Genomic DNA, 24,113 nt, shown 5'->3' with positions numbered 1-24,113 from the left:
GAATTTGAAATGCTGAGTCCTTACATGTCGCCCATCGAACGGGTGTGGTTCTACAGCTTGCGGATTCTCTGCGGCCTGATCCTGCTGTTCCTGATTCTGCCGGTGCTGGTGATCGTGCCGCTGTCGTTCAACTCGGGCAGTTTCCTCGTGTATCCGTTGCAGGGTTTTTCCCTGCACTGGTATCAGGACTTCTTCGCCTCGGCCGAATGGATGCGCGCGCTGAAGAACAGCATCATCGTCGCCCCTGCCGCGACCGTGCTGGCGATGGTCTTCGGAACCCTGGCCGCCATCGGCCTGACCCGTGGCGACTTCCCTGGCAAATCGCTGGTGATGGCGCTGGTGATTTCACCGATGGTGGTGCCGGTGGTGATCATCGGTGTCGCCAGTTATCTGTTTTTCGCGCCGCTGGGCCTGGGCAACAGCTTCTTCTCGCTGATCGTGGTGCATGCGGTGCTCGGTGTGCCGTTCGTGATAATTACCGTGTCGGCAACGCTGCAGGGCTTCAACCACAACCTGGTACGGGCGGCGGCCAGTCTCGGCGCTTCACCGCTGACCGCGTTCCGCCGGGTGACCCTGCCGCTGATTGCACCGGGAGTGATTTCCGGGGCGCTGTTCGCCTTCGCGACGTCGTTCGATGAGGTGGTGGTGACGCTGTTCCTCGCCGGCCCCGAGCAAGCGACGCTGCCACGGCAGATGTTCAGCGGGATCCGCGAGAACTTGAGCCCGACGATTGCCGCTGCGGCGACGTTGCTGATCGCCTTTTCCGTCATCCTGCTGCTGACCCTGGAGTGGCTGCGAGGCCGCAGTGAAAAACTGCGTACCGCTCAGGTCTGACGCCGATCCCCTGTAGGAGCTGCCGAAGGCTGCGATCTTCTGATCTTAAAAACAAAATCAAAAGATCGCAGCCTTCGGCAGCTCCTACAGGGGGTAATTGTTTAAAGGGTTCTTGCGGTCATTCACGACCTGAATAACAGACAACCCCAAATCCCCAGCTAATCTTGTGCCCAGCTCCCACATCTATAAGAGGCTGCGCACGATGAGTCTGTCTCAGTTCAAAATCGCTCACAAACTGATCACCGGCGCCGGGGCCATCGAGCAACTGGCGGCGGAACTCACGCGCCTGGATATCGACAACCCGCTGATCGTCACCGACGCTGCGCTGGTCAAGTCCGGCACCGTCGAGCTGGCGCTGTGCCAATTGGGTGGGCGCGATTACGAGATTTTCGACCGGGTGCTGCCGGACCCGGAAATCGCCATCGTCGAAGACTGCATGCGCGTCTATCGCGAAGGCGGGCATGACGGCTTGATCGGTTTGGGTGGCGGCAGTGCCATCGACATCGCCAAGAGTGTCGCCGCATATGCCGGATACCACGGCGCGCTGGAGGACCTGTTCGGCGTCGATCAAGTGCCGCGCAAAGGCCCGCCGCTGATTGCCATCCCGACCACCGCCGGCACCGGTTCGGAAGTGACCAACGTGGCGATCCTTTCCGACAAGGTTGCGCAACTGAAGAAAGGCATCGTCAGCGACTATCTGTTACCGGACGTCGCGCTGGTCAGCCCGCAAATGACCCTGACCTGTCCGCGCAGCGTCACTGCCGCCAGTGGCGTCGATGCGCTGGTGCATGCCATCGAATCCTATCTGTCGGTCAACGCTTCGCCGATTACCGACGCGCTGGCACTCGGCGCGATCAAACTGATCGCCAGGTCGTTGCCCAAGGCCTACGCCAACGGCGCCAACCTGCAAGCCCGCGAAGACATGGCCACCGCCAGCCTGATGGCCGGCATGGCGTTCGGCAATGCCGGGGTCGGCGCGGTGCATGCGTTGGCCTATCCGCTGGGCGGACGTTTCAACATCGCCCACGGCGTCAGCAATGCCTTGCTGCTGCCGTATGTCATGACCTGGAACAAGATGGCCTGCGTCGAGCGCATGCAGGATATCGCCGAAGCCATGGGGCTGAAGACCGCTCATCTGAGTGCCAGCGAAGCGGCGGACAAAGCCGTGCAGGCGATGACCGACTTGTGCGTGGCGGTGGAAATTCCCGTCGGCCTGCGCAGTTTCGGTGTACCGGAAGACGCGATCCCGGCCATGGCCGTGGAGGCCGCGGGAATCGAGCGCTTGATGCGCAATAACCCGCGCAAGCTCAGCGCCATCGATATCGAGAAGATCTACCGCGCAGCCTACTGATCATCGCGGTCACGGTGCGCGCGCGGAAACTTGAGGTATACAATGCGCGCCATCGTGATTTAGCTCAGAAAAGGTGCGTCATGCAGCCCTTCGTAATTGCTCCGTCGATTCTCTCCGCCGACTTCGCCCGCCTCGGCGAAGAAGTGGACAACGTTCTGGCCGCCGGTGCGGACTTCGTTCACTTCGATGTCATGGACAACCACTACGTGCCAAACCTGACCATCGGTCCGATGGTCTGCGCGGCACTGCGCAAGTACGGCATCACCGCGCCGATCGACGCGCACCTGATGGTCAGCCCGGTGGATCGCATCGTCGGCGACTTCATCGAGGCCGGCGCCACCTACATCACCTTCCACCCGGAAGCCACGCTGCACGTCGATCGTTCGCTGCAGCTGATCCGTGAAGGCGGCTGCAAATCTGGCCTGGTGTTCAACCCGGCGACCCCGCTGGACGTGCTCAAGTACGTGATCGACAAGGTCGACATGGTCTTGCTGATGAGTGTCAACCCGGGCTTCGGCGGGCAGAAGTTCATTCCCGGCACCCTCGACAAACTGCGCGAAGCGCGGGCGATCATCGATGCCTCGGGCCGCGACATTCGCCTGGAAATCGACGGCGGCGTCAACGTCAACAACATCCGTGAAATCGCTGCCGCTGGCGCTGATACCTTCGTTGCCGGCTCGGCGATTTTCAATGCGCCGAACTATCAGGAAGTCATCGACAAGATGCGTTCCGAACTGGCGCTGGCGCGCCCATGAGCGGTTTTGAGCAGCTGTTCCCGGGGCAACTGCCACGGTTGGTGATGTTCGATCTGGATGGCACGCTGATCGACTCGGTTCCCGACCTGGCGGCGGCGGTGGACACCATGCTGCTCTCCTTGGGCCGCAAGCCTGCCGGCATCGAGTCGGTGCGCGAGTGGGTCGGCAATGGCGCACCGGTGCTGGTGCGCCGGGCGCTGGCCGGCGGCATCGATCATTCGGCGGTGGACGACGTCGAGGCCGAGCACGCGCTGGAAGTGTTCATGGACGCCTACGGCGCCAGCCATGAGCTGACCGTGGTTTATCCCGGCGTGCGCGACACCCTCAAGTGGCTGCACAAGCAGGGCGTGGCCATGGCGCTGATCACCAACAAGCCGGAGCGTTTTGTCGCGCCGTTGCTGGATCAGATGAAGATTGGCCGTTACTTCAAGTGGATCATCGGCGGCGATACCTTGCCGCAGAAGAAACCCGATCCGGCCGCGCTGTTCTTCGTGATGAAAATGGCCAATATCCCGGCCTCGCAATCGCTGTTCGTCGGTGATTCGCGCAGCGATGTGCTGGCGGCGAAAGCGGCGGGGGTCAAATGTGTAGGGCTGAGCTACGGCTACAACCACGGCCGGCCGATTGCCGAGGAATCCCCGGCGCTGGTGATCGACGATCTGCGCCAGCTAATTCCCGGTTGCCTCGGTACAGCCGCTGAGATAACGTTGCCCGACGCTTCTCAATCCCATTCTGGAAACGCCATCGTGGTGGTCACTCGCAAACTCTGGATGAAAGTCATCAAGGCTCTGGCCCGCTGGCGTTGGCGCGCCTGACTGGTTCCTGGCCGGCATGCCGGCGCGTTTGCATACCTGACTGTCAGCACCTCACACCACGAGGCACCTCATGATCCGCGAAGAATTCCTGCGCTTGGCCGCCGACGGCTACAACCGCATTCCGTTGGCCTGCGAAACCCTGGCCGACTTCGACACGCCGCTGTCGATCTATCTGAAACTGGCTGACCAGCCCAACTCCTACCTGCTCGAATCGGTGCAGGGCGGCGAGAAATGGGGCCGCTATTCGATCATCGGCCTGCCTTGCCGCACCGTGCTGCGGGTTCACGATCATCACGTAAGCATCACTGTCGACGGCGTCGAGACCGAAAGCCATGACGTCGAAGACCCGCTGGCCTTCGTCGAAACCTTCAAGGCCCGCTACAACGTACCGACCATCGCCGGTCTGCCGCGTTTCAACGGTGGCCTGGTCGGTTACTTCGGTTATGACTGCGTGCGCTATGTGGAAAAGCGTCTGGGCAAGTGCCCGAACCCGGATCCGCTGGGCGTACCGGACATTCTGCTGATGGTGTCCGATGCGGTGGTGGTGTTCGATAACCTCGCCGGCAAGATGCACGCGATCGTCCTGGCCGATCCTTCGCAGGCTGATGCCTACGAGCAAGGTCAGGCGCAATTGCAGGGATTGCTGGAGAAACTGCGTCAGCCGATCACCCCGCGCCGTGGCCTGGATTTCAGCAAGCAGCAAGCGGCTGACCCGGTATTCCGCTCCAGTTTCACCCAGGACGATTACGAAAAAGCCGTCGACACCATCAAGGAATACATCCTGGCCGGTGACTGCATGCAGGTCGTGCCGTCGCAGCGCATGTCGATCGACTTCAAGGCCGCGCCGATCGATCTGTACCGCGCCCTGCGTTGCTTCAACCCGACGCCGTACATGTACTTCTTCAACTTCGGCGACTTCCACGTCGTCGGCAGTTCGCCGGAAGTGCTGGTGCGGGTCGAAGACAACCTGATCACCGTGCGCCCGATTGCCGGTACGCGTCCGCGTGGCGCCACCGAAGAAGCGGATCGGGCGCTGGAAGAAGACCTGCTGTCGGACGACAAAGAGATCGCCGAGCACTTGATGCTGATCGATCTGGGTCGCAACGACACCGGGCGCGTCTCGGAAATCGGTTCGGTGAAGCTCACCGAGAAGATGGTCATCGAGCGCTATTCCAACGTGATGCACATCGTCTCTAACGTGACCGGCCAGTTGAAGGCCGGGCTGACGGCGATGGATGCACTGCGGGCGATTCTGCCGGCGGGCACCTTGTCGGGCGCACCGAAGATTCGCGCGATGGAAATCATCGACGAGCTGGAACCGGTCAAACGTGGCGTGTATGGCGGCGCAGTCGGTTACTTCGCCTGGAACGGCAACATGGACACCGCGATTGCGATTCGTACTGCGGTGATCAAGAACGGCGAACTGCACGTGCAGGCCGGGGGCGGCATCGTGGCCGACTCGGTGCCGGCGCTGGAATGGGAAGAAACCCTGAACAAGCGCCGCGCAATGTTCCGCGCGGTGGCCCTGGCCGAGCAAACCCCGGAAATTTGATCCACGTTATCCCCTGTAGGAGCGAGCCTGCTCGCGAAGAGGACGTGTCAGTCGCTGTAGATGTTGACTGATACACCACCATCGCGAGCGGGCTCGCTCCTGCACTGGATTGTGTTCAGCCATAAAAAAACGCGGCGCCTGTAAGGGTGCCGCGTTTTTTATGCCCGCCAATCAGAAATCCAGACTGACCCCGACGTTAACCCCTTGCTGGGTAAAGTCGTCATCCTTGCGCACGTTGTAGCTGGCGCGCAGGGCCAGGTCCTGAGTGAGCTTGTGGCTCACGCCCAGGTTCAGGCGATTGAGGTTGGTCTGCGGCTCGTAGCCTTCGAGGGTGAAACGGTTGCCTGGCAGGCTGTTGAGGTTGATGGTCAAGTCTTGCCGGTCATCGTTGTACTCACGCTCGTGGGCGAATTCACCGAACACTTCGGTCTGCGCGGTGATCTGGTACTTGCCCTGGATACCCACGCCCAGGCGCCGAGAGTTGCGCGACTGGTCATCGAAGGTCAGCGCCGTCGAGTCCGCGCCTTTTTCCGAGTAACCATCGACTTCGGTCTTGCCAAAGTCGGCGCTGACAAACGGCGACAGATGCCACGGGCTGCTGGCCTGCTGCGCGATGTCGTAACCGATGCGGCCACTGATCGCCAGCACGTAGCCGTCGGTATCGCCTTTTTCCCCGCGCTCGTTGACCCCGAGCTGGAATTTGCGCTTGAGGCTGTCGTAGTCGAGTTTGCCGGCGGTCATCGCCAGATCGCCCCACCAGCGGTTTTGCTGGTACTGAGCGAACGCGGTGCCCATGTAGGAATTGAGTTTGTATTCCGAGTCAGCGTCGCCGGCTTCGAGTTTCTGGTGGTAAAGACCAGCGGCCACGCCGACACGCCAGGCCTCGTTGACGCGATAGCTGCCGCCGATGTTCAGGTTATAGCCGTTGCCATCGGCACTGGCGGCGCTGTGCTGGCCGTCGAAGTCCTGATGCTGACCGCCACCGGCGACGATCGCGCGCCATTGGCCGATGCCCTGCCAGTTTTCCCAGTCGGCCAGCCATTGATTGCGCAGTTCATCCTGGTGCGCGCGCAATGAGCCTTGGGCCATTTCCGGGAGCAAGGTCAGCTCCCACGGGGCCGCCAGCAGCGAGTAGGCGTAATCGGCAATCAGGCGCTGACCCGCTTCGGTCGGGTGCACCGAGTCGTTGTAGATCAGCTTGGTCGGGTCCGGGGTGGCGCTGTTGATGCCGTATCTGGCGTTCTCTGTGCAACTGTTGCCGCTGAAGCAGGTGGCGGTCAGGTTCTGGTCGGTTGCGAGGCCGAACTGTGCCGGATTGGCGAAGGCCTCTTTGAGCAGCACCGGAATGTTCAACGGAATGATTTCGGCGTTGATGCCCTGCAACTGGCTGACCAGTTCGGTGTTGAACCGAGCGCTGAGTTGCGAGGTGAAAGACTGCAGCGGCGAGCCGTTGATCGCCGGGGTCAGGCCGATGTCCGGCAGCAGCCAGACCATGATGTATTTGGCGCCGGCGCCTTGCAGCGTACGTGCGCTGTCAGCCAGGCGATCAGCCGCCGAACTGGCCTGATCGAGACTGAGCACGCGGCCCTGGAGGAAGTCGTTACCGCCTCCGGACAGGTAATACAGCGCATTCGGGTCGGCGCGGAAGCCGTTCGAAGGCAGGTAACCGCTGCGGGTGCGTTCGCCGGTGGCGGACTGCGTGGTAATCGAGTCGAGAATCTGGTCGGTACGGTAACCGCCCACCGCCCAGTTATTGCCATCGGCCAGACCTTCGCCAGCCCGTACGGCCGAGGACGAAGACGCGGTCTGATCAGGGCTGAAGCCCAGTTTGCCGCCGATGATCTGGGTGGCGTTGAGGTCGCGGTTCTCGCCGGTACCGTCCTTGTACAACGGGCCGGTGCGGTTGGTGTAGCGCTGCGTGGCGCCGGCCGGACCGCCGGTGTCCTTGAAGGTCCCGGCATCGTTCAGGCTGTCGCCGAACACGATGAAATTGGAGTAGGGCGCGGGTGCTGCGTACGCCTGGGCACATGCCATGGCGAGCAGGCATCCGGCGAGCGGTACAAACAACGTCTGTTTGATCATGAGCAAGTCCGTTTATTTATTGTTGTAGGTGAACGAAACGACAGTACCAAAAACTCCCGGCCTTTTGCCATCGGTCGTGAACCCCCGCAAAGTTTGTTCCCCTGCCGGCCCCGCCATATTGCACGCTCCGCCCAGCTAAGTTACTGTGCCAGAACGTATGAACGAGACCTTCCCCGTGTTGATCGTCAGCAAACTTCTGGATCAAGTCATCAAGGCACACGCCCGTTGGCGTTGGCGCGCCTGAATCTTTTCTGCCGGCCCGGCCGGATCTGTATCGCTTTGCCTTCCTTACCCGTTTGAAATGCCGCTGTGCCGACGTGCATTCCCGCGTCCGACGTCGTGCAGCGCCCTGCGGGCAAGTCATCTGAAGGCTGTCTTCAAGTCAGAATTCAAGAGGTTCGAAACGCCATGTTGCTGATGATCGACAACTACGACTCCTTTACTTACAACGTTGTGCAATACCTCGGCGAGCTGGGTGCCGAGGTCAAGGTGGTGCGCAACGACGAGCTGACCATCGCCGAAATCGAAGCGCTCAACCCGGAGCGCATCGTGGTCTCCCCTGGTCCGTGCACGCCGAGTGAAGCCGGCATTTCCATCGAGGCGATCAAGCACTTTGCCGGCAAACTGCCGATCCTCGGCGTTTGCCTGGGTCACCAGTCCATCGGTCAGGCCTTCGGTGGCGATGTGGTGCGCGCCCGTCAGGTAATGCACGGTAAGACTAGCCCGGTATTCCACGAGGACAAGGGCGTTTTCCAAGGTTTGAATCATCCGCTGACGGTTACCCGCTATCACTCGCTGATCGTCAAGCACGATACTTTGCCCGAGTGCCTGGAGCTGACCGCGTGGACGCAACACGATGACGGCTCGGTCGACGAAATCATGGGCCTGCGTCACAAGACCCTGAACATTGAGGGCGTACAGTTCCACCCTGAATCGATCCTCACCGAGCAGGGCCATGAACTGTTTGCCAACTTCCTCAAACAAACCGGCGGCACGCGCTAAGGACTTCCCATGAATATCAAGACAGCCCTGAGCCGTATCGTCGATCACCTTGACCTCAGCACCGATGAAATGCGCGACGTGATGCGCGAAATCATGACCGGCCAATGCACAGATGCGCAGATCGGCGCGTTCATGATGGCCATGCGCATGAAGAGCGAAAGCATCGATGAAATCGTCGGCGCCGTATCGGTGATGCGCGAACTGGCCGATCAGGTCGAACTCAAGACCCTCGACGGCGTGGTCGATGTGGTGGGGACTGGCGGTGACGGCGCGAACATCTTCAACGTGTCGACGGCCTCTTCGTTTGTCGTCGCGGCAGCCGGTTGCACTGTGGCCAAGCACGGCAACCGTGCGGTATCGGGCAAGAGCGGCAGCGCCGACTTGCTGGAAGCCGCCGGCATCTACCTGAACCTGACGCCGGTTCAGGTTGCCCGATGCATCGACAACGTCGGCATCGGTTTCATGTTTGCCCAGACCCATCACAAAGCCATGAAGTACGCCGCCGGCCCGCGCCGCGATCTCGGTCTGCGTACGCTGTTCAACATGCTCGGCCCGCTTACGAATCCGGCCGGTGTGAAACATCAGGTGGTGGGCGTGTTCACCCAGGCCCTGTGCCGGCCATTGGCCGAAGTCTTGCAGCGTCTGGGCAGCAAACACGTGTTGGTGGTGCATTCGAAGGACGGTCTGGACGAGTTCAGCCTGGCCGCGCCGACGTATGTCGCCGAACTGAAGAACAACGAGATCAGCGAGTACTGGGTCGAGCCGGAAGATCTGGGCATGAAGAGCCAGAGCCTGCACGGCCTCTCGGTCGAAGGACCGGAAGCGTCGCTGGCGCTGATCCGCGATGCGCTGGGCAAGCGCAAAACCGAAAACGGCCAGAAAGCCGCTGAAATGATTGTGCTCAATGCCGGTGCAGCGCTGTACGCCGCTGACCTGGCCACGAGTTTGAAAGAAGGCGTGGCGCTTGCGCACGACGCCCTGCATACCGGTCTTGCTCGGGAAAAACTCGAGGAGTTGGGTGCCTTTACCGCGGTATTCAAAGTGGAGAATGAGGGATGAGTGTACCGACGGTTCTGGAAAACATTCTGGCCCGCAAGGTTCAGGAAGTCGCCGAGCGCAGCGCTCGCGTCAGCCTGAGCGAGCTGGAAAGTCTGGCCAAGGCGGCCGATGCACCCCGTGGTTTTGCCAAGGCATTGATCGATCAAGCCAAGACGAAACACCCCGCAGTCATCGCCGAAATCAAGAAGGCCTCGCCGAGCAAAGGCGTGATTCGCGAGCACTTCGTGCCTGCCGATATCGCCAAGAGCTACGAGAAGGGCGGGGCGACCTGCCTGTCGGTGCTGACTGACATCGATTACTTCCAAGGCGCCGACATTTACCTGCAACAGGCCCGCGCCGCGTGCAAGCTGCCGGTGATCCGCAAGGACTTCATGATCGATCCGTACCAGATCGTCGAAGCCCGTGCGCTGGGCGCCGACTGTGTGCTGTTGATCGTCTCCGCACTGGACGACGTGAAAATGGCCGAGCTGGCTTCGGTTGCCAGAGGCGTCGGTCTCGACGTGCTGGTGGAAGTGCACGACGGCGATGAACTGGAACGTGCATTGAAAACCCTCGACACACCATTGGTCGGGGTCAACAACCGTAACCTGCACACCTTCGATGTCAGCCTGGAAACCACCCTCGACCTGCTGCCGCGCATTCCACGCGATCGTCTGGTGATCACCGAGAGCGGTATCCTCAACCGCGCCGATGTCGAGTTGATGGAAATCAGCGACGTCTACGCGTTCCTGGTGGGCGAGGCGTTCATGCGCGCCGAAAGCCCGGGCACCGAACTGCAGCGGTTATTCTTCCCGGAGCGCGGTGGTCCGGTAGTCAGCGGTTCGACCCTCGACTGATATTCTTTCAGGCCGAGTCGACGCCATCGTCGGAACGCCGCCCGGAGCAGGCTCACTCCTACACTTGGAATGCGTTCCCCCTGTAGGAGTGAGCCTGCTCGCGATGAGGCCCTCGAAATCCCCAAAGATTCCAAATCTGCCGGAGCCCGCCATGTCGCTGCCCACCTCCCTGACCATCGAAGCCGGCCTGCAAGCCGAACAGGACTTGCTCGCCTCTGTCTGCGCCGGCGACGCAGAATTCGGCCTTCTCTTCTGGCAGCCCAGCGATCGCGCCCTGGTCATGCCACGCCGCCTCAATCGTCTTCCCGGTTTCGACCACGCCTGCGACGTTTCTGCCGCTGCCGGCTGGCCGGTGCTGCTGCGTGAAACCGGTGGCGAACCCGTCCCGCAATCCGCATCCACCATCAACATCGCGTTGGTCTACGCTCCGCCCCGCAGCGAAGGCGATCTGAACCGCATCGAAACCGGTTACCGGCGATTGTGTGATCCGATCTGCGAATTGCTGGATGAGCTGGGTGGTCAGTCGTCCCTGGGTGAAATCGACGGTGCGTTCTGCGACGGTCGTTTCAACGTCAATCTCGACGGGCGCAAGATGGTCGGCACGGCCCAGCGCTGGCGCCAGAGTCAGGGCGGTCAGCGTCCGGTGGGTCTGGTGCACGGGGCGATGCTCATGGATAACGAGCGCGAGTCTATGGTCGCGGCAGTCAATCGCTTCAATGAGGCTTGTGGCCTTGAGCAGCGGGTGCGGGCTGAAAGCCATATTGCCCTGCACGAGAAATTCGCCGCGCCACATGCCTTGGCGCGTCTGGATGAACTGTTTCGTTTGATGCTGGCGCAGGTCTATAGCGCCTGACGTTGCGCGCTTAGCGGGTGCCGAAGACCACCATGGTCTTGCCTTTCACATCGACCAGGTTGCGTTCTTCAAGATCCTTGAGCACGCGACCGACCATCTCCCGCGAACAACCAACGATCCGCCCGATTTCCTGACGGGTCACCTTGATCTGCATGCCGTCCGGATGCGTCATGGCGTCGGGCTGCTTGCACAGCTCCAGCAGGCAGCGCGCCACGCGCCCCGTGACGTCGAAAAACGCCAGGTCGCCGACCTTGCGCGTGGTATTGCGCAGGCGTTGTGCGATTTGTCCGCTGAGGACGTAAAGAATGTCTGGATCCTGCTGCGACAATTCGCGGAACTTCACGTAGCTGATTTCCGCGATCTCGCATTCGACCTTGGCCCGCACCCAGGCACTGCGTTGCTGTTCCTGTCCCGCCTGCTCAAACAGACCCAGCTCACCGAAGAAATCCCCGGCATTGAGGTAGGCGATGATCATTTCGCGACCGTCGTCATCCTCGATCAGGATGGTGACCGAACCTTTGATGATGAAGTACAGCGTGTCCGAGCGATCGCCCGCGCAGATGATGTTGCTCTTGGCCGCATGGCGACGGCGCTGGCAATGCATCAACAGCTTGTCGAGGTTCTTGATTTTGGGTGTGGGGGTAATAGCAACCATGGTTGTATCCCGAAAAGACTGCACGGTGATGTTTGATTTTTTTATGAGGCGTTGAAGGCGGTCGCTACAGGCTGACAATTGGCGCCAGCGAATTGGCGCCAGCTTACCAGACACTTCGTCGCAAATTCGAGAAATTACCTACGCAGTAAAGGCATCCGTCCTAGGAATGCCGCGCGCTGTCGGAGCAAAGGCCTGTGCTAAGCTGGCGACCCTTTTTTCTACAGTGGAGTCTTGGCGATGAAGGCACGCATCCAATGGGCTGGCGAAGCCATGTTCCTCGGCGAATCCGGTAGCGGTCATGTCGTGGTCATGGACGGTCCGCCGGACGCCGGTGGTCGTAATCTGGGTGTTCGCCCGATGGAAATGCTCCTGCTGGGCGTTGGCGGTTGCAGCAACTTCGACGTGGTCAGCATCCTGAAGAAGTCGCGTCAGGCGGTTGAAAGCTGCGAAGCGTTCCTCGAAGCCGAGCGTGCGACCGAAGATCCGAAGGTATTTACCAAGATTCACATGCACTTCGTGGTCAAGGGTCGTGGCCTGAAAGAAGCCCAGGTCAAACGCGCCATCGAGCTGTCTGCCGAGAAGTATTGCTCGGCCTCGATCATGCTCGGCGCGGCCGGCGTGGCAATCACCCACGATTATGAAATCGTCGAACTCGGTTGAACCGACATTCAACTATCATAAAAGCAGTGCAGACTCTGGCGATCCCTCGCTGACGTCTGCATAATGCGCCACTTTTTTCAGGGCAGTGATCGGTCAGCCGACGGGTCATCCGCCTGAACAGATAACCAAAATCGCCATCGCGAAGAGGTGTTAACCGTCCTACGCAGGTGCGTTGTTCGCACTTGACGGGCATGCTTGATCACGCGGCTGCGCCGCATACATAGAGAGTTTTTAACGGTGAAAAGCAAACTCAAGCTCCACGGGTTCAATAACCTGACAAAGACCTTGAGCTTCAACATCTATGACATCTGCTACGCGGAAACCCCGCAAGACCAGCAGGCTTACGTCGAGTACATCAATCAAGAGTACAACGCCGAACGCCTGACGCAGATCCTCACGGAAGTTGTCGAAATCATTGGTGCCAACATTCTGAACATTGCCAGTCAGAACTATGAGCCTCAGGGTGCCAGCGTCACGATTCTGATCTCGGAAGAGCCGGTGACCCCGACTGACAGCCAGATCGAAGAGTCTCCGGGTCCATTGCCCGAAATCATCCTTGCCCACCTCGACAAGAGCCACATAACGGTGCATACCTACCCGGAAATCCATCCGGACGCCGGTATTGCGACGTTCCGTGTGGACATCGACGTGTCGACCTGTGGTGTCATTTCACCGCTTAAAGCGCTCAACTTCCTCATTCATCAGTTCGATTCGGACATCGTGACTGTGGATTACCGTGTGCGCGGCTTCACCCGTGACGTTGAAGGCAACAAGCACTTCATCGATCACGAGATCAACTCGATCCAGAACTACCTTTCCGAAGACACCCGCGACGCGTACCAGATGACCGACGTGAACGTGTATCAGGAAAACCTGTTCCACACCAAAATGCTGCTGAAGAACTTCGAGCTGGATAACTACCTGTTCGGCGACGCCACCAGCAATCTGTCCTCGGAGCAGCGTGCTCAGGTGACCGAGCGTGTGAAACACGAAATGCTGGAGATCTTCTACGCGCGCAACATGCCGGCGTAAGATTTTCGGGCACAAAAAAAAGGCGACTTCGGTCGCCTTTTTTAATGTCTGCCGCATGCCCCCGGTAGGAGCGAGTCTGCTCGTGAAGGGGGTTTATGCAGCGCTACAGCATTCAGATTCGATATGTACTCTTGGTCATCACCTTGGCCAACAGACTCATTCCGAACTTCACTGGCGCCGGAAAACGGAAACCGCCGGCATCCAGTGCATTCTCTGCATGATGTTCTTCATCAATGCGCATCTGCTGCAGAATCGCCCGGGACTTCTCGTCCTCGGCTGGCAATTGCTCCAGGTGCTCGTTCAAGTGCTTGCACACCTGGTGCTCGGTGGCCGCGACGAAACCGAGACTGACCTTGTCACTGATCAGGCCGGCCACCGCGCCGATGCCGAACGACATGCCGTAGAACAGCGGATTGAGCACGCTGGTGTGGCTGCCCAGTTGATGGATGCGCTGCTCGCACCACACCAGATGATCGATTTCTTCTTCGGCGGCGTGCTCCATGGCTGCACGCACCTGCGGCAATTTGGCGGTCAGCGCCTGACCCTGATACAACGCCTGGGCGCAGACTTCACCGGTGTGGTTGATGCGCATCAGGCCGGCCACGTGGCGGGTCTCCTCGTCGCTCATCTGCGCTTCCGGCTGCACGATCGCTGGCGACGGACGGTAAGGCTGACCGCTGAAGGGCAGCAGGGTGCGCATCGCGGCATCGGCTTGCAGCAGAAGACGGTCAATCGGCGAGTAGTGACGTTGGGTAGTCATGCTGACCTCCGGAAAAAATCTCGGCGATCAGTTTAACCGAATCGGCCGGGGAAGGTTTGCGCTGGGTCATTTGCTGCTGTGTTGCGCTTGATTTGCTGTATGTAGGAGCTGCCGAAGGCTGCGATCTTTTGATCTTGTTTTTTCAGGATCAAGATCAAAAGATCGCAGCCTTCGGCAGCTCCTACACGGGTTTGCTGGGTATCAGCCCGGCGGCCAGTTCATCTGGCGCTGACCCAGTACATGCATATGAATGTGATAGACGGTCTGCCCACCCTTCTCATTGCAGTTCATCACCACCCGGAAGCCTTCTTCGCAGCCCAGCTCCAGCGCCAGCCGCTGGGCAGTGAACAGAATGTGCCCGGCCAGTGCCTTGTCGTCTTCGGTCAGGTCATTGAGGGTGCGCACCGGTTTCTTCGGGATGACCAGAAAATGCACCGGTGCCTGAGGGGCGATATCGTGGAACGCCAGAACCTGGTCGTCCTCGTAGATGATCTTGGCCGGAATCTCCCGGTTGATGATCTTGGTGAACAGAGTATCCACTGCTGTTTTCTCCGTGGTGTGGGCTGGCCTGAGTGTACTCATGGGAAATGACCCCGCCCAGTGTTTTGCCGTAGGACAGTTCAGCGCGGGCAGTAAGCCTTGTTGACCATGCCGACGATAGTGCGATTGAGCCAGCGCGAACCAAGGCGCGGCAGGAAGGCGAACCAGCGGTTGCGCCGTCCCGGAATGATGATTGCGCGGTTTTTCTCCAGCGCACGCACGGTGTACAGCGCGACTTCCTCGGGACTCATCAGCAGCTTGCTGTCTTTGAGTTTGTCGTCGTTGAGCTGCGCGGTACGGAAAAACGCGGTGCGGGTCGGGCCGGGGCAGAGCACCGACACCTTGACCGCGCTCTGCTTGAGTTCAACCCGCAGGGCTTCGGAGAAGTGCAAGACGTAAGCCTTGCTGGCGTAGTAGGTGCTCATCCACGGACCGGGATTGAACGCCGCCACCGAGGCCACGTTGAGAATCTGCCCGCCGCCCTGCAGTGCCATGCTGTTGCCGATGGCGTGGCACAGGCGGGTAAGGGCGAGGATGTTCACTTCGATCAGGTCCTGCTCGGTCATCCAGTCCTGAGCCAGAAACGGGCCGCAGGTGCCGATGCCGGCGCAGTTGACCAACAGGTCGATCTGTCGATCGCCTTCTTCCAGCTCCAGCAGGAAACCGGACAGGCGCAAAGGCTCGCCGAGGTCGCAGGCACGGAACAAGACTTCCACGCCAAAGCGCTGGGTCAGTTCGATCGCGATACTTTCCAGCTGATCACGCTGTCGGGCCACCAGAATCAGGCTGCGGCCGCGCCGGGCCAGCGCTTCGGCCATGGCCAGGCCGATGCCGCTGGAAGCGCCAGTGATCAGAGCGTAACGGGTCATGCAATTCTCCATCGCAACAGCTCCGCGCCAGCGACGCAGGTGTCACGGCGGGGAGCGTTGTTCATTCTTTCGCAGAGTCTACAGGGGCCGGGGCCGCTTCGGCTGCATCATCCACCGAATTCGCCGCGGGTGCGGTCTCGACCTCGACTTCATCGGTGGTGACCGAGCCGCTTTCATAGCTGCTCTCGAGGTTGCTTTCGTATTCCTGCTGAATGGCCGAGATGCCGCCCAGCATGCCGCCGGCAAATACCAGTGCAAAGAACACGATCCACAGCGAGCACAACACCTTGACCGCGGTGCTGTTGGGCGGCGGCGGGGGACCGTAGCGGTTGGCACCGGTGTTGCCCGGCATGACCATGATCACCAGCGGGAAGAAGCTGCCCACGAAGGGCACCAGATTCAGCAACCACAGCCAGCCGGACCAGCCGATGTCGTGCAGGCGCTGCACGCTGAACAGGATGCTGACAATGATGAAACCAAGGAACAGGAAGAACGCAAAAATGCCGCCGATGATCAGGCCTGTGGTCGTGTCGCCGCTGACCAGACCGAGACCGATCAGGGCGAATACGCCAACGATCGGCAGGGTGACCAGGCTCAGCACCATCGTCCAGGCAAGGAAGCGCAGGCGACCGATCCGTCCTTCGACACTGAAAGGCTTTAGTACGGCGAATGGCGGCAGGCTCTCGCCAACATCGGCGCGTGGTGGTGCGTAAGGGGAGTCCGGCTCTGCAACGGTGGACGGGTGTTCGTGCACGTCGGCCAGATTCAACTCGATCGCCGTTTCGGTTTCGATTCGCGCGTCGATTCCGGTCTTGCTCAGCGCTTGCAGATAGGTCTGCGCATCACTGTGGGACAGGTCGCGCTTGAGAGCGATGGTATTGCCGTTGAACAGGCGCTCGATGCCGGCGACATCGCTCTTGAACAGGGCCGCCAGATTGAGCTTGGCGGTGGTGAGATCGACACCGGGCTGTAGAGCACCGTCGAAAACGATCTTGTAACGGGGTTCGCTCATGGCCGAGGCATCCTTGTCGCGAATGAATTGAAGGTCGAATTGTAAGGCCAGTCGGACGGTAACTGGCCGGGTTTTTCTCAGCGCGGCCAGCGTTTCGGCAACTGCGCTGCGCGTTCCTGGGCCTGACGGTATTCCGCGTCGAGCCGGGCGATCAACTGATCCACGCTCGGCAGATCATCGATTTGCCCTACGCCCTGGCCGGCAGACCAAACGGTCTTCCAGGCCTTGGCTTCATCATTGATGGGCTTGAGCTTGTCACCGAAGTTGACCTCACCTTTGCCTTGCAGTGCAGCCATGTCGAAACCCGCCGCCTCCAGGCTTTGGCGCATGAAACTGGCCGGTACCCCAGAGACCGCAGGAGTATGAATGATGTCCGCTGCTTTGGCCGTCAGCAGCATCTGCTTGTAAGCGTCAGGCGCATGGCTTTCAGTGGTGCCGATAAATCGCGTACCGAAGTAGGCCAAATCCGCGCCAAGCAGCTGTGCGGCGAGAATCTCATGGCCGTGGTTAAGACATCCTGCAAGCAGCAGGGTTTTATCGAAGAACTCACGTATCTCGGCGATCAGCGCAAACGGACTCCAGGTTCCGGCATGGCCGCCGGCACCGGCCGCGACGGCAATCAAACCGTCGACACCGGCCTCGGCCGCTTTCTCGGCATGGCGGCGGGTGGTCACATCGTGAAATACCAGGCCACCGTAGCTGTGAACTGCGTCGACCAGTTCCTTCACCGCGCCGAGGCTGGTGATGACAATCGGCACCTTGTGCTCGACACAAATGTTCAGGTCCGCCTGCAGGCGCGGGTTGCTGTTGTGAACGATCAGGTTCACGGCATACGGCGCCGGGTTGTCCAGCGTCGCCAGTCCCGCTTCGATCTGCTCCAGCCAGGCTTTGAAACCGCTGCTTTCGCGTTGGTTCAGGGCCGGAAAGCTGCCGACCACGCCGTTGCGACAGCAGGCGAGCACCAGCTCCGGGTTGGATATCAGGAACATCGGCGCCGCCACGACGGGCAGGCGCAGACGTTGTTCGAGCAGAGCGGGCAGCGACATTGGAAATCCCCCGAAGTGTGGTGTCTGTTGAAGTTAGAACGGCTTGACCACCACCAGAATTACGATAGCCAGCAATATCAGAACCGGTACTTCATTGAACCAGCGATAAAAGACATGGCTGCGGGTGTTCTCGCCACGGGCGAAGCGTTTTACCTGCGCGCCGCACATGTGGTGATAGCCGATCAGCAAGACCACCAGCGTCAGCTTGGCATGGATCCAGCCGCCCATGCTGAAGATGCCCGGATTGAGGTAGATCAGCCAGCCGCCGAAGATCAGCGTGGCGATCATCGCCGGGCCCATGATGCCGCGGTACAGCTTGCGTTCCATGATGCTGAAGCGTTCTTTGCTGATCGCGTCTTCGCTTTGCGCGTGGTAAACGAACAGCCTCGGCAAGTAGAACAGCCCGGCAAACCAGCACACGACGCTGACGATATGCAACGCTTTGATCCATAGATAGAGCATTTTAGTTATTCCCAGGTTCACGGTAGCCGGGATAGTAGAGGCTTGAGCGTCCGCACGTCACCTTGATGGTTGTCGCAGACGCGCGCGGCCCCTATTATCGACGGCTTTCCAGTGGGTTCGTTGAGGGCAGGTTTATGGTCAAGGTCGGTATTGTCGGCGGCACGGGTTACACCGGTGTCGAACTGCTGCGTCTGTTGGCACAGCATCCGCAGGCAGAAGTGGTGGTGATCACTTCCCGATCCGAGGCCGGTCTGGCCGTGGCTGATATGTACCCGAACCTGCGCGGCCACTATGACGGCCTGGCGTTCAGCGTGCCGGACATCAAGACCCTGGGTGCTTGCGACGTGGTGTTTTTCGCCACCCCGCACGGCGTCGCCCATGCTCTGGCCGGTGAACTGCTGGCAGCCGGCACCAAGGTCATCGATCTGTCGGCGGACTTCCGTCTGCAAGACGCTGAAGAGTGGGCCAAGTGGTATGGCCAGCCGCACGGCGCACCGGCGTTGCTGGACGAAGCGGTCTACGGTTTGCCCGAAGTCAATCGCGAGCAGATCAAGAAGGCGCGCCTGATCGCCGTTCCAGGTTGCTATCCAACCGCGACACAACTGGGTTTCCTGCCGCTGCTGGAAGCGGGTCTGGCCGATACTTCGCGTCTGATCGCCGACTGCAAATCCGGTGTCAGCGGTGCCGGCCGTGGTGCAGCGGTAGGTTCGCTGTACTCCGAGACGTCGGAAAGCATGAAGGCTTACGCGGTGAAAGGTCACCGTCACCTGCCGGAAATTCGCCAAGGCCTGCGTCGCGCCGCCGGCAAGGACGTCGGCCTGACCTTCGTTCCGCACCTGACGCCGATGATCCGTGGCATTCACTCCACGCTCTACGCGACCGTGGTTGATCGCTCGGTGGATCTGCAGGCGCTGTTCGAAAAGCGTTATGCCAACGAGCCGTTCGTCGATGTGATGCCGGCCGGCAGCCATCCGGAAACACGCAGTGTGCGCGGCGCCAACGTCTGCCGCATCGCCGTGCACCGTCCGCAGGATGGCGATCTGGTGGTGGTGTTGTCGGTGATCGACAATCTGGTCAAAGGTGCGTCGGGTCAGGCTGTGCAGAACATGAACATCCTGTTCGGGCTGGACGAGCGCTTCGGTTTGTCCCACGCTGGTATGCTGCCGTAACACGTTCGGCAACACAGCAAAAAGGCCCGTCAGACGGGCCTTTTTGCATTCTGGGCAGTTGGTCGGGTTTATTGATATACCGTAACAATAGTTGACCGATTTTCTAGGACAAGCGGATAATGCGCGTCATCACGCATTATGGCGGCGTAACGCCGGGAGATAGTCAGCATGAGCGTCGAATCCTTCACCCCCACGGCTTTGCAATTCACCCAAGGTGCTGCGCACAAGGTGAAGAGCCTGGTCGATGAAGAGGGGAATGATCGCTTGAAGCTGCGCGTATTCGTTACGGGCGGCGGTTGTTCAGGGTTTCAGTACGGTTTCACCTTCGATGAAGATGTGGCCGAGGACGACACCATCGTCGAGCGCGAAGGCGTGAGCCTGGTGGTTGATCCGATGAGCTTCCAGTACCTGGCCGGTGCCGAAGTCGACTACCAGGAAGGTCTGGAAGGTTCGCGCTTCGTGATCAAGAACCCGAACGCCACCACGACCTGTGGTTGCGGTTCTTCGTTCTCGATCTGATCGCACTGCGCTGCACACAATAAAACGCCGCAGAGCCCTAAGGTTCTGCGGCGTTTTTTGTTGTCTGAATTTTCAGTTGGGATAGATGGCGCCGAGTACGCGCAGACCTTTGGCGCCCGTGACACTCGGTCGATTGGCGGCAACGCCTTCCAGACAGCAATGGGCCAGCCAGGCGAAGGCCATGGCCTCGACCCAGTCCGGATCGACGCCGTGGCTCGCAGTGCTGGCAACGACCGCATTGGGCAGCAGATCCGCGAGGCGTTTCATCAGTGTGGCATTGTGTGCGCCGCCGCCGCAGACCAGCATCTCGCGGGTATCTGCTTGAGCGCTTTGCAGCGACTCGACGATGGTCAGTGCCGTCAGCTCCAGCAGCGTCGCCTGGACGTTTTCAGCGGCAAAGGTCGGCAGTCTTGAGAGGTGCTGTTCCAGCCAAGGCAGGTTGAACACTTCCCGGCCCGTGCTTTTCGGGCCTTTGGTCACGAAGAACGGGTCGCTGAGCAGCGCATTCAGCAAGGCGGGCTCGACATTGCCGGTGGCTGCCCATTGGCCATTGCGATCGTAGTTCTCGCCGCGTTGCTGGTGAATCCAGGCATCCATCAGCACATTCCCAGGGCCGCAGTCGAAACCGGCTACAGGCCGTGTCGGCTCAATCAGACTGAGATTGCTGAAACCACCGACATTCAGCACCGCACGATTGCCGGTACGCTCTTCGAACAACGCCTCGTGGAAGGCCGGCACCAGCGGGGCGCCCTGACCACCTGCGGCCACATCGCGGCTGCGGAAGTCACTGACAACGGTGATGCCGGTCAGCTCCGTAAGTAGCGCAGGATTGCCGATCTGTACGGTGAACCCGCGTGCGGGTTCATGGCGAATGGTTTGCCCATGGCTGCCAATGGCGCGAATGGCTTCGGGCTTGAGCTGCTGCTGGTCGAGGAGGGTATGGATCCCCTGCGCGGCGAGCTTCACCCAGTGTTGCTGGGCAACCGCCGAGCGGGCAATTTCGTCAGGGCCGCTGGCGCACAAGCTCAACAGCTCGGCGCGCAGGGAGTCAGGCATGGGGATGTAGTGTGTGGCGATCAGCTTGATTGCCTGGGTCTGCTCGATCAGCGCGATGTCCAGTCCATCGAGGCTGGTTCCGGACATCACACCGATATAGAGGGTCATGGCTTAACGCTTGCTCGAAGCCAGCATGGTGGCCTTCTCTTGGTCCATGCGCGCCATCAACGGCTGGCTCTGGGCAAGGAAGCGTGCGCGTTCGGACTTGGCGATCGGGTCGGCCATCGGCAGCTTCTGGCCCAGTGGATCGACGTGGACGCCGTTGACCTGGAACTCATAGTGCAAGTGCGGGCCGGTGGACAGGCCGGTGGTGCCGATATAACCGATCACCTGACCCTGCTTGACGGTACCGCCGGTCTTCACACCTTTGGCGAAGCCCTGCATGTGCCCGTAGAGCGTACGGTAGGTATTGCCGTGTTGAATGATCACGGTGTTGCCGTAGCCACCGCGGCGACCGGCCAGCAGTACTTTTCCGTCGCCAGCAGCCTTGATCGGTGTACCGCGTGGCGCCGCGTAATCGACGCCTTTGTGGGCGCGGATCTTGTTGAGGATCGGGTGTTTGCGGCCCATGGAGAACTTCGAGCTGATGCGGGCAAAGTCAACCGGCGTGCGGATGAACGCCTTGCGCATGCTGTTGCCGTCGGCAGTGTAATAGCTGCTGTTGCCTTGCTTGTTGGTGTAGCGCACGGCGGTGTAAGTCTTGCCGCGGTTGGTGAAGCGCGCAGACAGGATAGGACCTGTGCCGACGGCCTTGCCGTTGACCACTTTCTGCTCGTAGATCACGTCGAATTCGTCACCCTGGCGAATGTCCTGGGCGAAATCGACGTCGTAGCCGAAGACGCTGGCCATATCCATGGTCAGGCTATGGGAGAGGCCGGCGCGTGCGGCGGATTGTGACAGCGAGCTATTGATGACGCCGTGGACGTAAGCGGTGCGAACGGTAGGCTTCGCAGTGACCCGGTTGAACGCATAACCCTTGTCATTCTTGGTCAGGGTGATGGTTTCGACGTCGCTGACCTTGCTGTGCAGACTGGTCAGTTGGCCTTGCGGGTTGAGTTCGAATTCAAGTTTCTGGCCGTGCTTGAGCTGGCTGAACTGTTTGGCTTGTTTGTCGCTGGCCAGTACTTCGTGCACGGCAGCGGCAGGCAGGCCAACCTTTTCAAACAGGGTGGACAGCGTGTCGCCTTTGGCAACGATCACTTCCCGATGGCCGGGGGCCTTTGGTTTTTCGACAACCGGAGCCGGTGCAGGCGCGGTTTCAGCAGTTTGCGGGGTGTTTTCTTCTGTGTTTTCGATCTGGGCAAATGGCGAGGCGACGGGCTCATTTGTGGCTTGAACTGCGTCAGCGGCGTCTTGATCTTGTGTCAGTTGTTCAGCAGGACTTTCCAGTTCAAGGCTCAGGGTCGTCTTTTTGGCTTCAACATCACTGGAAGGGAATACCAGGAGCGCCAGGCTGAGAAGGGCGGCGATTCCACTTGCGGCGAGCAGGTGGGTCTTCGGGTAAAGCGGTGGCGCTTTAGACGGTTCAGTGGTCATAAGTAATTTTGACTTTGAAAAAAGATGAATTGGAAAAGATGAATGACATGATGAAGATGAAATAACTGTATAAAATATAACCAAATCATCCCCGAAGCAAGTCTACAGACAGCCTGTCTGCAGATTGGTGTCCGTGCGCCGGGCAAAACTTGTAATTGGTGCACGATCTTGTATGGTTGGTTCCCTTTGAATCTGAGCCTTGCGGGTCTGTTATGAAGTCGGTTGAAGAGCAGCTAGCGCTGATTAAACGTGGTGCGGAAGAACTATTGGTCGAGTCCGAGCTGATCGAGAAGCTCAAGCGCGGCCAGCCGCTGCGTATCAAGGCTGGTTTCGACCCAACCGCTCCGGATCTGCACTTGGGTCACACCGTGCTTATTAATAAGCTGCGCCAGTTCCAGGAGCTGGGGCATCAGGTGATCTTCCTTATTGGTGACTTCACCGGGATGATCGGTGACCCGAGTGGCAAGAGCGCTACTCGCCCTCCGTTGACTCGCGAGCAGGTTCTGGAAAATGCCGAGACTTATAAGTCTCAGGTATTCAAGATTCTTGATCCGGCCAAGACCGAAGTGGCGTTCAACTCCACCTGGATGGATCAGATGGGGCCGGCGGATTTCATTCGTCTGACTTCGCAGTACACCGTCGCTCGCATGCTCGAGCGTGATGACTTCGACAAGCGCTACACCACTAATCAGCCAATCGCTATCCATGAGTTCCTCTATCCGCTGGTTCAGGGGTATGACTCGGTTGCTCTGCGCGCGGACGTCGAGTTGGGTGGTACCGACCAGAAGTTCAACCTGTTGATGGGGCGTGAGCTGCAACGTGGTTATGGTCAGGAGGCTCAATGCATTCTGACCATGCCGTTGCTTGAAGGTCTGGATGGCGTGAAGAAGATGTCCAAGTCGTTGGGCAACTACGTCGGTATTCAGGAAGCGCCGGGTGTGATGTACGGCAAACTGGTTTCGATTCCGGATGCGTTGATGTGGCGTTACTTCGAACTGCTCAGCTTCCGCTCGATGGATGAGATCAATGCTTTCCGCGCAGATGTAGAAGCAGGGGCTAACCCGCGCGACATCAAGATCAAGCTGGCGGAAGAAATTGTGGCGCGTTTCCATGGTGAGGAAGCGGCAGCCAATGCTCATCGTGCTGCGGGCAACCGCATGAAAGATGGCGAGCTGCCGGATGATCTGCCAGAGATCGAACTGACTTCCGCTGAAGATATGCCGATTGCTGCTGTCCTTAATAAGGCAGGCCTGGTGAAGAACTCGGCGGCGGCTCGCGATCTGTTGGCTTCTGGTGGTGTGCGTGTTGATGGTGAGGTGGTTGATCGCTCCTTTATATATGTAGTGGGTGCGATCCATGTTTGCCAGGCGGGCAAGAAGGCATTTGCACGTATTACATTGAAATCTGAATAAATTTAGAAATAGGGGTTGACGGCGAATTCCAGAGGTCTATAATTCGCCCCACTTCCGGCGCAGTCGAAACGGAAAACTCCTTGAAATTCAATGAGTTGCGCAGTTTTCGACAGTGACTGGCTTCAGTTCATCGAAGCCTGGAAGGAGTTGAAAGAGTGGTGATGTTTGGCTCTTTTAACGGTTCGATCTTCTCGGTCGAAAGCGGAGAAAAAGAGGTGTTGACAGCAGCGTGTAACGCTGTAGAAT

General features: G+C 59.6%; 24 protein-coding genes. 14 read left to right on the top strand and 10 right to left on the bottom strand.

Features of this window, described 5'->3' with window-relative positions; genetic code table 11:
• Window positions 1-9 precede the first annotated feature (9 nt).
• From HBN98_RS09685 to trpE, 5 genes are all read left to right on the top strand, one after another.
• On the top strand, window positions 10-834 hold the full coding sequence (locus HBN98_RS09685; RefSeq protein ID WP_064589486.1) for an ABC transporter permease: 825 nt from the start codon (window positions 10-12) through the stop codon (window positions 832-834).
• 202 nt (window positions 835-1,036) lie between these two features.
• Window positions 1,037-2,185 carry an iron-containing alcohol dehydrogenase gene (locus HBN98_RS09680; RefSeq protein WP_083367761.1) on the top strand — a complete coding sequence of 383 codons (1,149 nt, stop codon included), beginning with the start codon at window positions 1,037-1,039 and terminating at the stop codon, window positions 2,183-2,185.
• Window positions 2,186-2,265: 80 nt separating this feature from the next.
• The gene (gene rpe, locus HBN98_RS09675; protein WP_003228808.1) at window positions 2,266-2,940 is read left to right on the top strand and encodes a ribulose-phosphate 3-epimerase; all 675 of its coding nucleotides are present in this window, start codon (window positions 2,266-2,268) and stop codon (window positions 2,938-2,940) included.
• A complete protein-coding gene (locus HBN98_RS09670; RefSeq protein WP_064589484.1) occupies window positions 2,937-3,755 on the top strand; it encodes a phosphoglycolate phosphatase in 819 nt (272 codons plus the stop codon). The genes rpe and HBN98_RS09670 overlap by 4 nt, the downstream gene beginning before the upstream one ends.
• Window positions 3,756-3,825: 70 nt before the next feature.
• Complete coding sequence (gene trpE, locus HBN98_RS09665) at window positions 3,826-5,307, top strand: anthranilate synthase component I (protein ID WP_083367762.1); 1,482 nt, start codon at window positions 3,826-3,828, stop codon at window positions 5,305-5,307.
• Between the two features lie 171 nt (window positions 5,308-5,478).
• On the opposite strand, the gene estP is transcribed toward trpE, so the two are convergent.
• Window positions 5,479-7,389: an esterase EstP gene (estP, locus tag HBN98_RS09660; RefSeq protein WP_064589482.1), complete on the bottom strand. Its 1,911-nt coding sequence runs from the start codon at window positions 7,387-7,389 to the stop codon at window positions 5,479-5,481.
• A gap of 408 nt (window positions 7,390-7,797) precedes the next feature.
• Here estP and HBN98_RS09655 point away from each other — a divergent pair, with 408 nt between their 5' ends.
• The 4 genes from HBN98_RS09655 to HBN98_RS09640 all read left to right on the top strand — a co-directional run bounded on the left by HBN98_RS09655 (window position 7,798) and on the right by HBN98_RS09640 (window position 11,139).
• Window positions 7,798-8,391, top strand: a complete 594-nt coding sequence (locus tag HBN98_RS09655; protein ID WP_064589481.1) for an aminodeoxychorismate/anthranilate synthase component II — start codon at window positions 7,798-7,800, stop codon at window positions 8,389-8,391.
• Between the two features lie 9 nt (window positions 8,392-8,400).
• Complete coding sequence (gene trpD, locus HBN98_RS09650; RefSeq protein WP_083367763.1) at window positions 8,401-9,450, top strand: anthranilate phosphoribosyltransferase; 1,050 nt, start codon at window positions 8,401-8,403, stop codon at window positions 9,448-9,450.
• On the top strand, window positions 9,447-10,286 hold the full coding sequence (gene trpC / locus HBN98_RS09645; protein ID WP_083367764.1) for an indole-3-glycerol phosphate synthase TrpC: 840 nt from the start codon (window positions 9,447-9,449) through the stop codon (window positions 10,284-10,286). The genes trpD and trpC overlap by 4 nt, the downstream gene beginning before the upstream one ends.
• A 151-nt stretch (window positions 10,287-10,437) precedes the next feature.
• On the top strand, window positions 10,438-11,139 hold the full coding sequence (locus HBN98_RS09640) for a lipoate--protein ligase family protein (protein WP_083367765.1): 702 nt from the start codon (window positions 10,438-10,440) through the stop codon (window positions 11,137-11,139).
• 10 nt (window positions 11,140-11,149) lie between these two features.
• Here the strand turns inward: HBN98_RS09640 and crp are convergent, their stop codons facing one another.
• Window positions 11,150-11,794 (bottom strand): cAMP-activated global transcriptional regulator CRP, encoded by a 645-nt coding sequence (gene crp, locus HBN98_RS09635; protein WP_007966430.1) that lies wholly within the window; start codon window positions 11,792-11,794, stop codon window positions 11,150-11,152.
• A 237-nt stretch (window positions 11,795-12,031) separates the two neighbouring features.
• Between crp and HBN98_RS09630 the strand changes: the two genes are divergently transcribed.
• Both HBN98_RS09630 and speD read left to right on the top strand, forming a co-directional pair.
• Window positions 12,032-12,454, top strand: coding sequence for an OsmC family protein (locus tag HBN98_RS09630; RefSeq protein WP_003228794.1), 423 nt, complete (start codon window positions 12,032-12,034; stop codon window positions 12,452-12,454).
• Window positions 12,455-12,691: 237 nt separating this feature from the next.
• Entirely contained in the window at window positions 12,692-13,486 is a 795-nt protein-coding gene (gene speD / locus HBN98_RS09625; RefSeq protein ID WP_027610737.1) for an adenosylmethionine decarboxylase, read from the top strand.
• 112 nt (window positions 13,487-13,598) lie between these two features.
• Here speD and coq7 read toward each other — a convergent pair whose 3' ends face one another.
• The 6 genes from coq7 to hemJ form a co-directional block, all read right to left on the bottom strand.
• A complete protein-coding gene (gene coq7, locus HBN98_RS09620; protein WP_083367766.1) occupies window positions 13,599-14,246 on the bottom strand; it encodes a 2-polyprenyl-3-methyl-6-methoxy-1,4-benzoquinone monooxygenase in 648 nt (215 codons plus the stop codon).
• Between the two features lie 201 nt (window positions 14,247-14,447).
• On the bottom strand, window positions 14,448-14,786 hold the full coding sequence (locus tag HBN98_RS09615) for a histidine triad nucleotide-binding protein (RefSeq protein ID WP_003228789.1): 339 nt from the start codon (window positions 14,784-14,786) through the stop codon (window positions 14,448-14,450).
• A gap of 80 nt (window positions 14,787-14,866) precedes the next feature.
• A complete protein-coding gene (locus tag HBN98_RS09610; protein ID WP_064589476.1) occupies window positions 14,867-15,655 on the bottom strand; it encodes an SDR family NAD(P)-dependent oxidoreductase in 789 nt (262 codons plus the stop codon).
• 61 nt (window positions 15,656-15,716) lie between these two features.
• Window positions 15,717-16,667 (bottom strand): DUF805 domain-containing protein, encoded by a 951-nt coding sequence (locus HBN98_RS09605; protein ID WP_083367767.1) that lies wholly within the window; start codon window positions 16,665-16,667, stop codon window positions 15,717-15,719.
• A gap of 77 nt (window positions 16,668-16,744) precedes the next feature.
• Window positions 16,745-17,713: an NAD(P)H-dependent flavin oxidoreductase gene (locus HBN98_RS09600; protein ID WP_083367768.1), complete on the bottom strand. Its 969-nt coding sequence runs from the start codon at window positions 17,711-17,713 to the stop codon at window positions 16,745-16,747.
• A gap of 33 nt (window positions 17,714-17,746) precedes the next feature.
• On the bottom strand, window positions 17,747-18,175 hold the full coding sequence (gene hemJ / locus HBN98_RS09595) for a protoporphyrinogen oxidase HemJ (RefSeq protein WP_083367769.1): 429 nt from the start codon (window positions 18,173-18,175) through the stop codon (window positions 17,747-17,749).
• 134 nt (window positions 18,176-18,309) lie between these two features.
• Here hemJ and argC point away from each other — a divergent pair, with 134 nt between their 5' ends.
• Together argC and erpA are read left to right on the top strand one after the other, a co-directional pair.
• On the top strand, window positions 18,310-19,344 hold the full coding sequence (argC, locus tag HBN98_RS09590) for an N-acetyl-gamma-glutamyl-phosphate reductase (RefSeq protein ID WP_064589472.1): 1,035 nt from the start codon (window positions 18,310-18,312) through the stop codon (window positions 19,342-19,344).
• A 168-nt stretch (window positions 19,345-19,512) separates the two neighbouring features.
• On the top strand, window positions 19,513-19,863 hold the full coding sequence (gene erpA, locus HBN98_RS09585) for an iron-sulfur cluster insertion protein ErpA (RefSeq protein ID WP_003228776.1): 351 nt from the start codon (window positions 19,513-19,515) through the stop codon (window positions 19,861-19,863).
• Window positions 19,864-19,935: 72 nt separating this feature from the next.
• On the opposite strand, the gene HBN98_RS09580 is transcribed toward erpA, so the two are convergent.
• Both HBN98_RS09580 and HBN98_RS09575 read right to left on the bottom strand, forming a co-directional pair.
• Window positions 19,936-21,027 (bottom strand): anhydro-N-acetylmuramic acid kinase, encoded by a 1,092-nt coding sequence (locus HBN98_RS09580; protein ID WP_083367770.1) that lies wholly within the window; start codon window positions 21,025-21,027, stop codon window positions 19,936-19,938.
• A 3-nt stretch (window positions 21,028-21,030) separates the two neighbouring features.
• Window positions 21,031-22,455, bottom strand: a complete 1,425-nt coding sequence (locus HBN98_RS09575) for a peptidoglycan DD-metalloendopeptidase family protein (RefSeq protein ID WP_083367771.1) — start codon at window positions 22,453-22,455, stop codon at window positions 21,031-21,033.
• Window positions 22,456-22,667: 212 nt separating this feature from the next.
• Here HBN98_RS09575 and tyrS point away from each other — a divergent pair, with 212 nt between their 5' ends.
• Complete coding sequence (gene tyrS / locus HBN98_RS09570; protein ID WP_083367772.1) at window positions 22,668-23,867, top strand: tyrosine--tRNA ligase; 1,200 nt, start codon at window positions 22,668-22,670, stop codon at window positions 23,865-23,867.
• Window positions 23,868-24,113 lie beyond the last annotated feature (246 nt).

This window comes from Pseudomonas koreensis, assembly GCF_012986595.1.
Lineage (GTDB): Bacteria > Pseudomonadota > Gammaproteobacteria > Pseudomonadales > Pseudomonadaceae > Aquipseudomonas > Aquipseudomonas koreensis.
Note: the sequence above shows the minus strand (reverse complement) of the source record. Positions and strands in the feature narration are given on the sequence as shown.

Bases quoted from the DNA above. Each gene is read 5' to 3' on its own strand.
- HBN98_RS09685 (WP_064589486.1), top strand. From the start codon at position 10: ATGCTGAGTCCTTACATGTCGCCCATCGAACGGGTGTGGTTCTACAGC.
- HBN98_RS09680 (WP_083367761.1), top strand. From the start codon at position 1,037: ATGAGTCTGTCTCAGTTCAAAATCGCTCACAAACTGATCACCGGCGCC.
- rpe (WP_003228808.1), top strand. From the start codon at position 2,266: ATGCAGCCCTTCGTAATTGCTCCGTCGATTCTCTCCGCCGACTTCGCC.
- HBN98_RS09670 (WP_064589484.1), top strand. From the start codon at position 2,937: ATGAGCGGTTTTGAGCAGCTGTTCCCGGGGCAACTGCCACGGTTGGTG.
- trpE (WP_083367762.1), top strand. From the start codon at position 3,826: ATGATCCGCGAAGAATTCCTGCGCTTGGCCGCCGACGGCTACAACCGC.
- estP (WP_064589482.1), bottom strand. From the start codon at position 7,389: ATGATCAAACAGACGTTGTTTGTACCGCTCGCCGGATGCCTGCTCGCC.
- HBN98_RS09655 (WP_064589481.1), top strand. From the start codon at position 7,798: ATGTTGCTGATGATCGACAACTACGACTCCTTTACTTACAACGTTGTG.
- trpD (WP_083367763.1), top strand. From the start codon at position 8,401: ATGAATATCAAGACAGCCCTGAGCCGTATCGTCGATCACCTTGACCTC.
- trpC (WP_083367764.1), top strand. From the start codon at position 9,447: ATGAGTGTACCGACGGTTCTGGAAAACATTCTGGCCCGCAAGGTTCAG.
- HBN98_RS09640 (WP_083367765.1), top strand. From the start codon at position 10,438: ATGTCGCTGCCCACCTCCCTGACCATCGAAGCCGGCCTGCAAGCCGAA.
- crp (WP_007966430.1), bottom strand. From the start codon at position 11,794: ATGGTTGCTATTACCCCCACACCCAAAATCAAGAACCTCGACAAGCTG.
- HBN98_RS09630 (WP_003228794.1), top strand. From the start codon at position 12,032: ATGAAGGCACGCATCCAATGGGCTGGCGAAGCCATGTTCCTCGGCGAA.
- coq7 (WP_083367766.1), bottom strand. From the start codon at position 14,246: ATGACTACCCAACGTCACTACTCGCCGATTGACCGTCTTCTGCTGCAA.
- HBN98_RS09610 (WP_064589476.1), bottom strand. From the start codon at position 15,655: ATGACCCGTTACGCTCTGATCACTGGCGCTTCCAGCGGCATCGGCCTG.
- HBN98_RS09605 (WP_083367767.1), bottom strand. From the start codon at position 16,667: ATGAGCGAACCCCGTTACAAGATCGTTTTCGACGGTGCTCTACAGCCC.
- HBN98_RS09600 (WP_083367768.1), bottom strand. From the start codon at position 17,713: ATGTCGCTGCCCGCTCTGCTCGAACAACGTCTGCGCCTGCCCGTCGTG.
- hemJ (WP_083367769.1), bottom strand. From the start codon at position 18,175: ATGCTCTATCTATGGATCAAAGCGTTGCATATCGTCAGCGTCGTGTGC.
- argC (WP_064589472.1), top strand. From the start codon at position 18,310: ATGGTCAAGGTCGGTATTGTCGGCGGCACGGGTTACACCGGTGTCGAA.
- erpA (WP_003228776.1), top strand. From the start codon at position 19,513: ATGAGCGTCGAATCCTTCACCCCCACGGCTTTGCAATTCACCCAAGGT.
- HBN98_RS09580 (WP_083367770.1), bottom strand. From the start codon at position 21,027: ATGACCCTCTATATCGGTGTGATGTCCGGAACCAGCCTCGATGGACTG.
- HBN98_RS09575 (WP_083367771.1), bottom strand. From the start codon at position 22,455: ATGACCACTGAACCGTCTAAAGCGCCACCGCTTTACCCGAAGACCCAC.
- tyrS (WP_083367772.1), top strand. From the start codon at position 22,668: ATGAAGTCGGTTGAAGAGCAGCTAGCGCTGATTAAACGTGGTGCGGAA.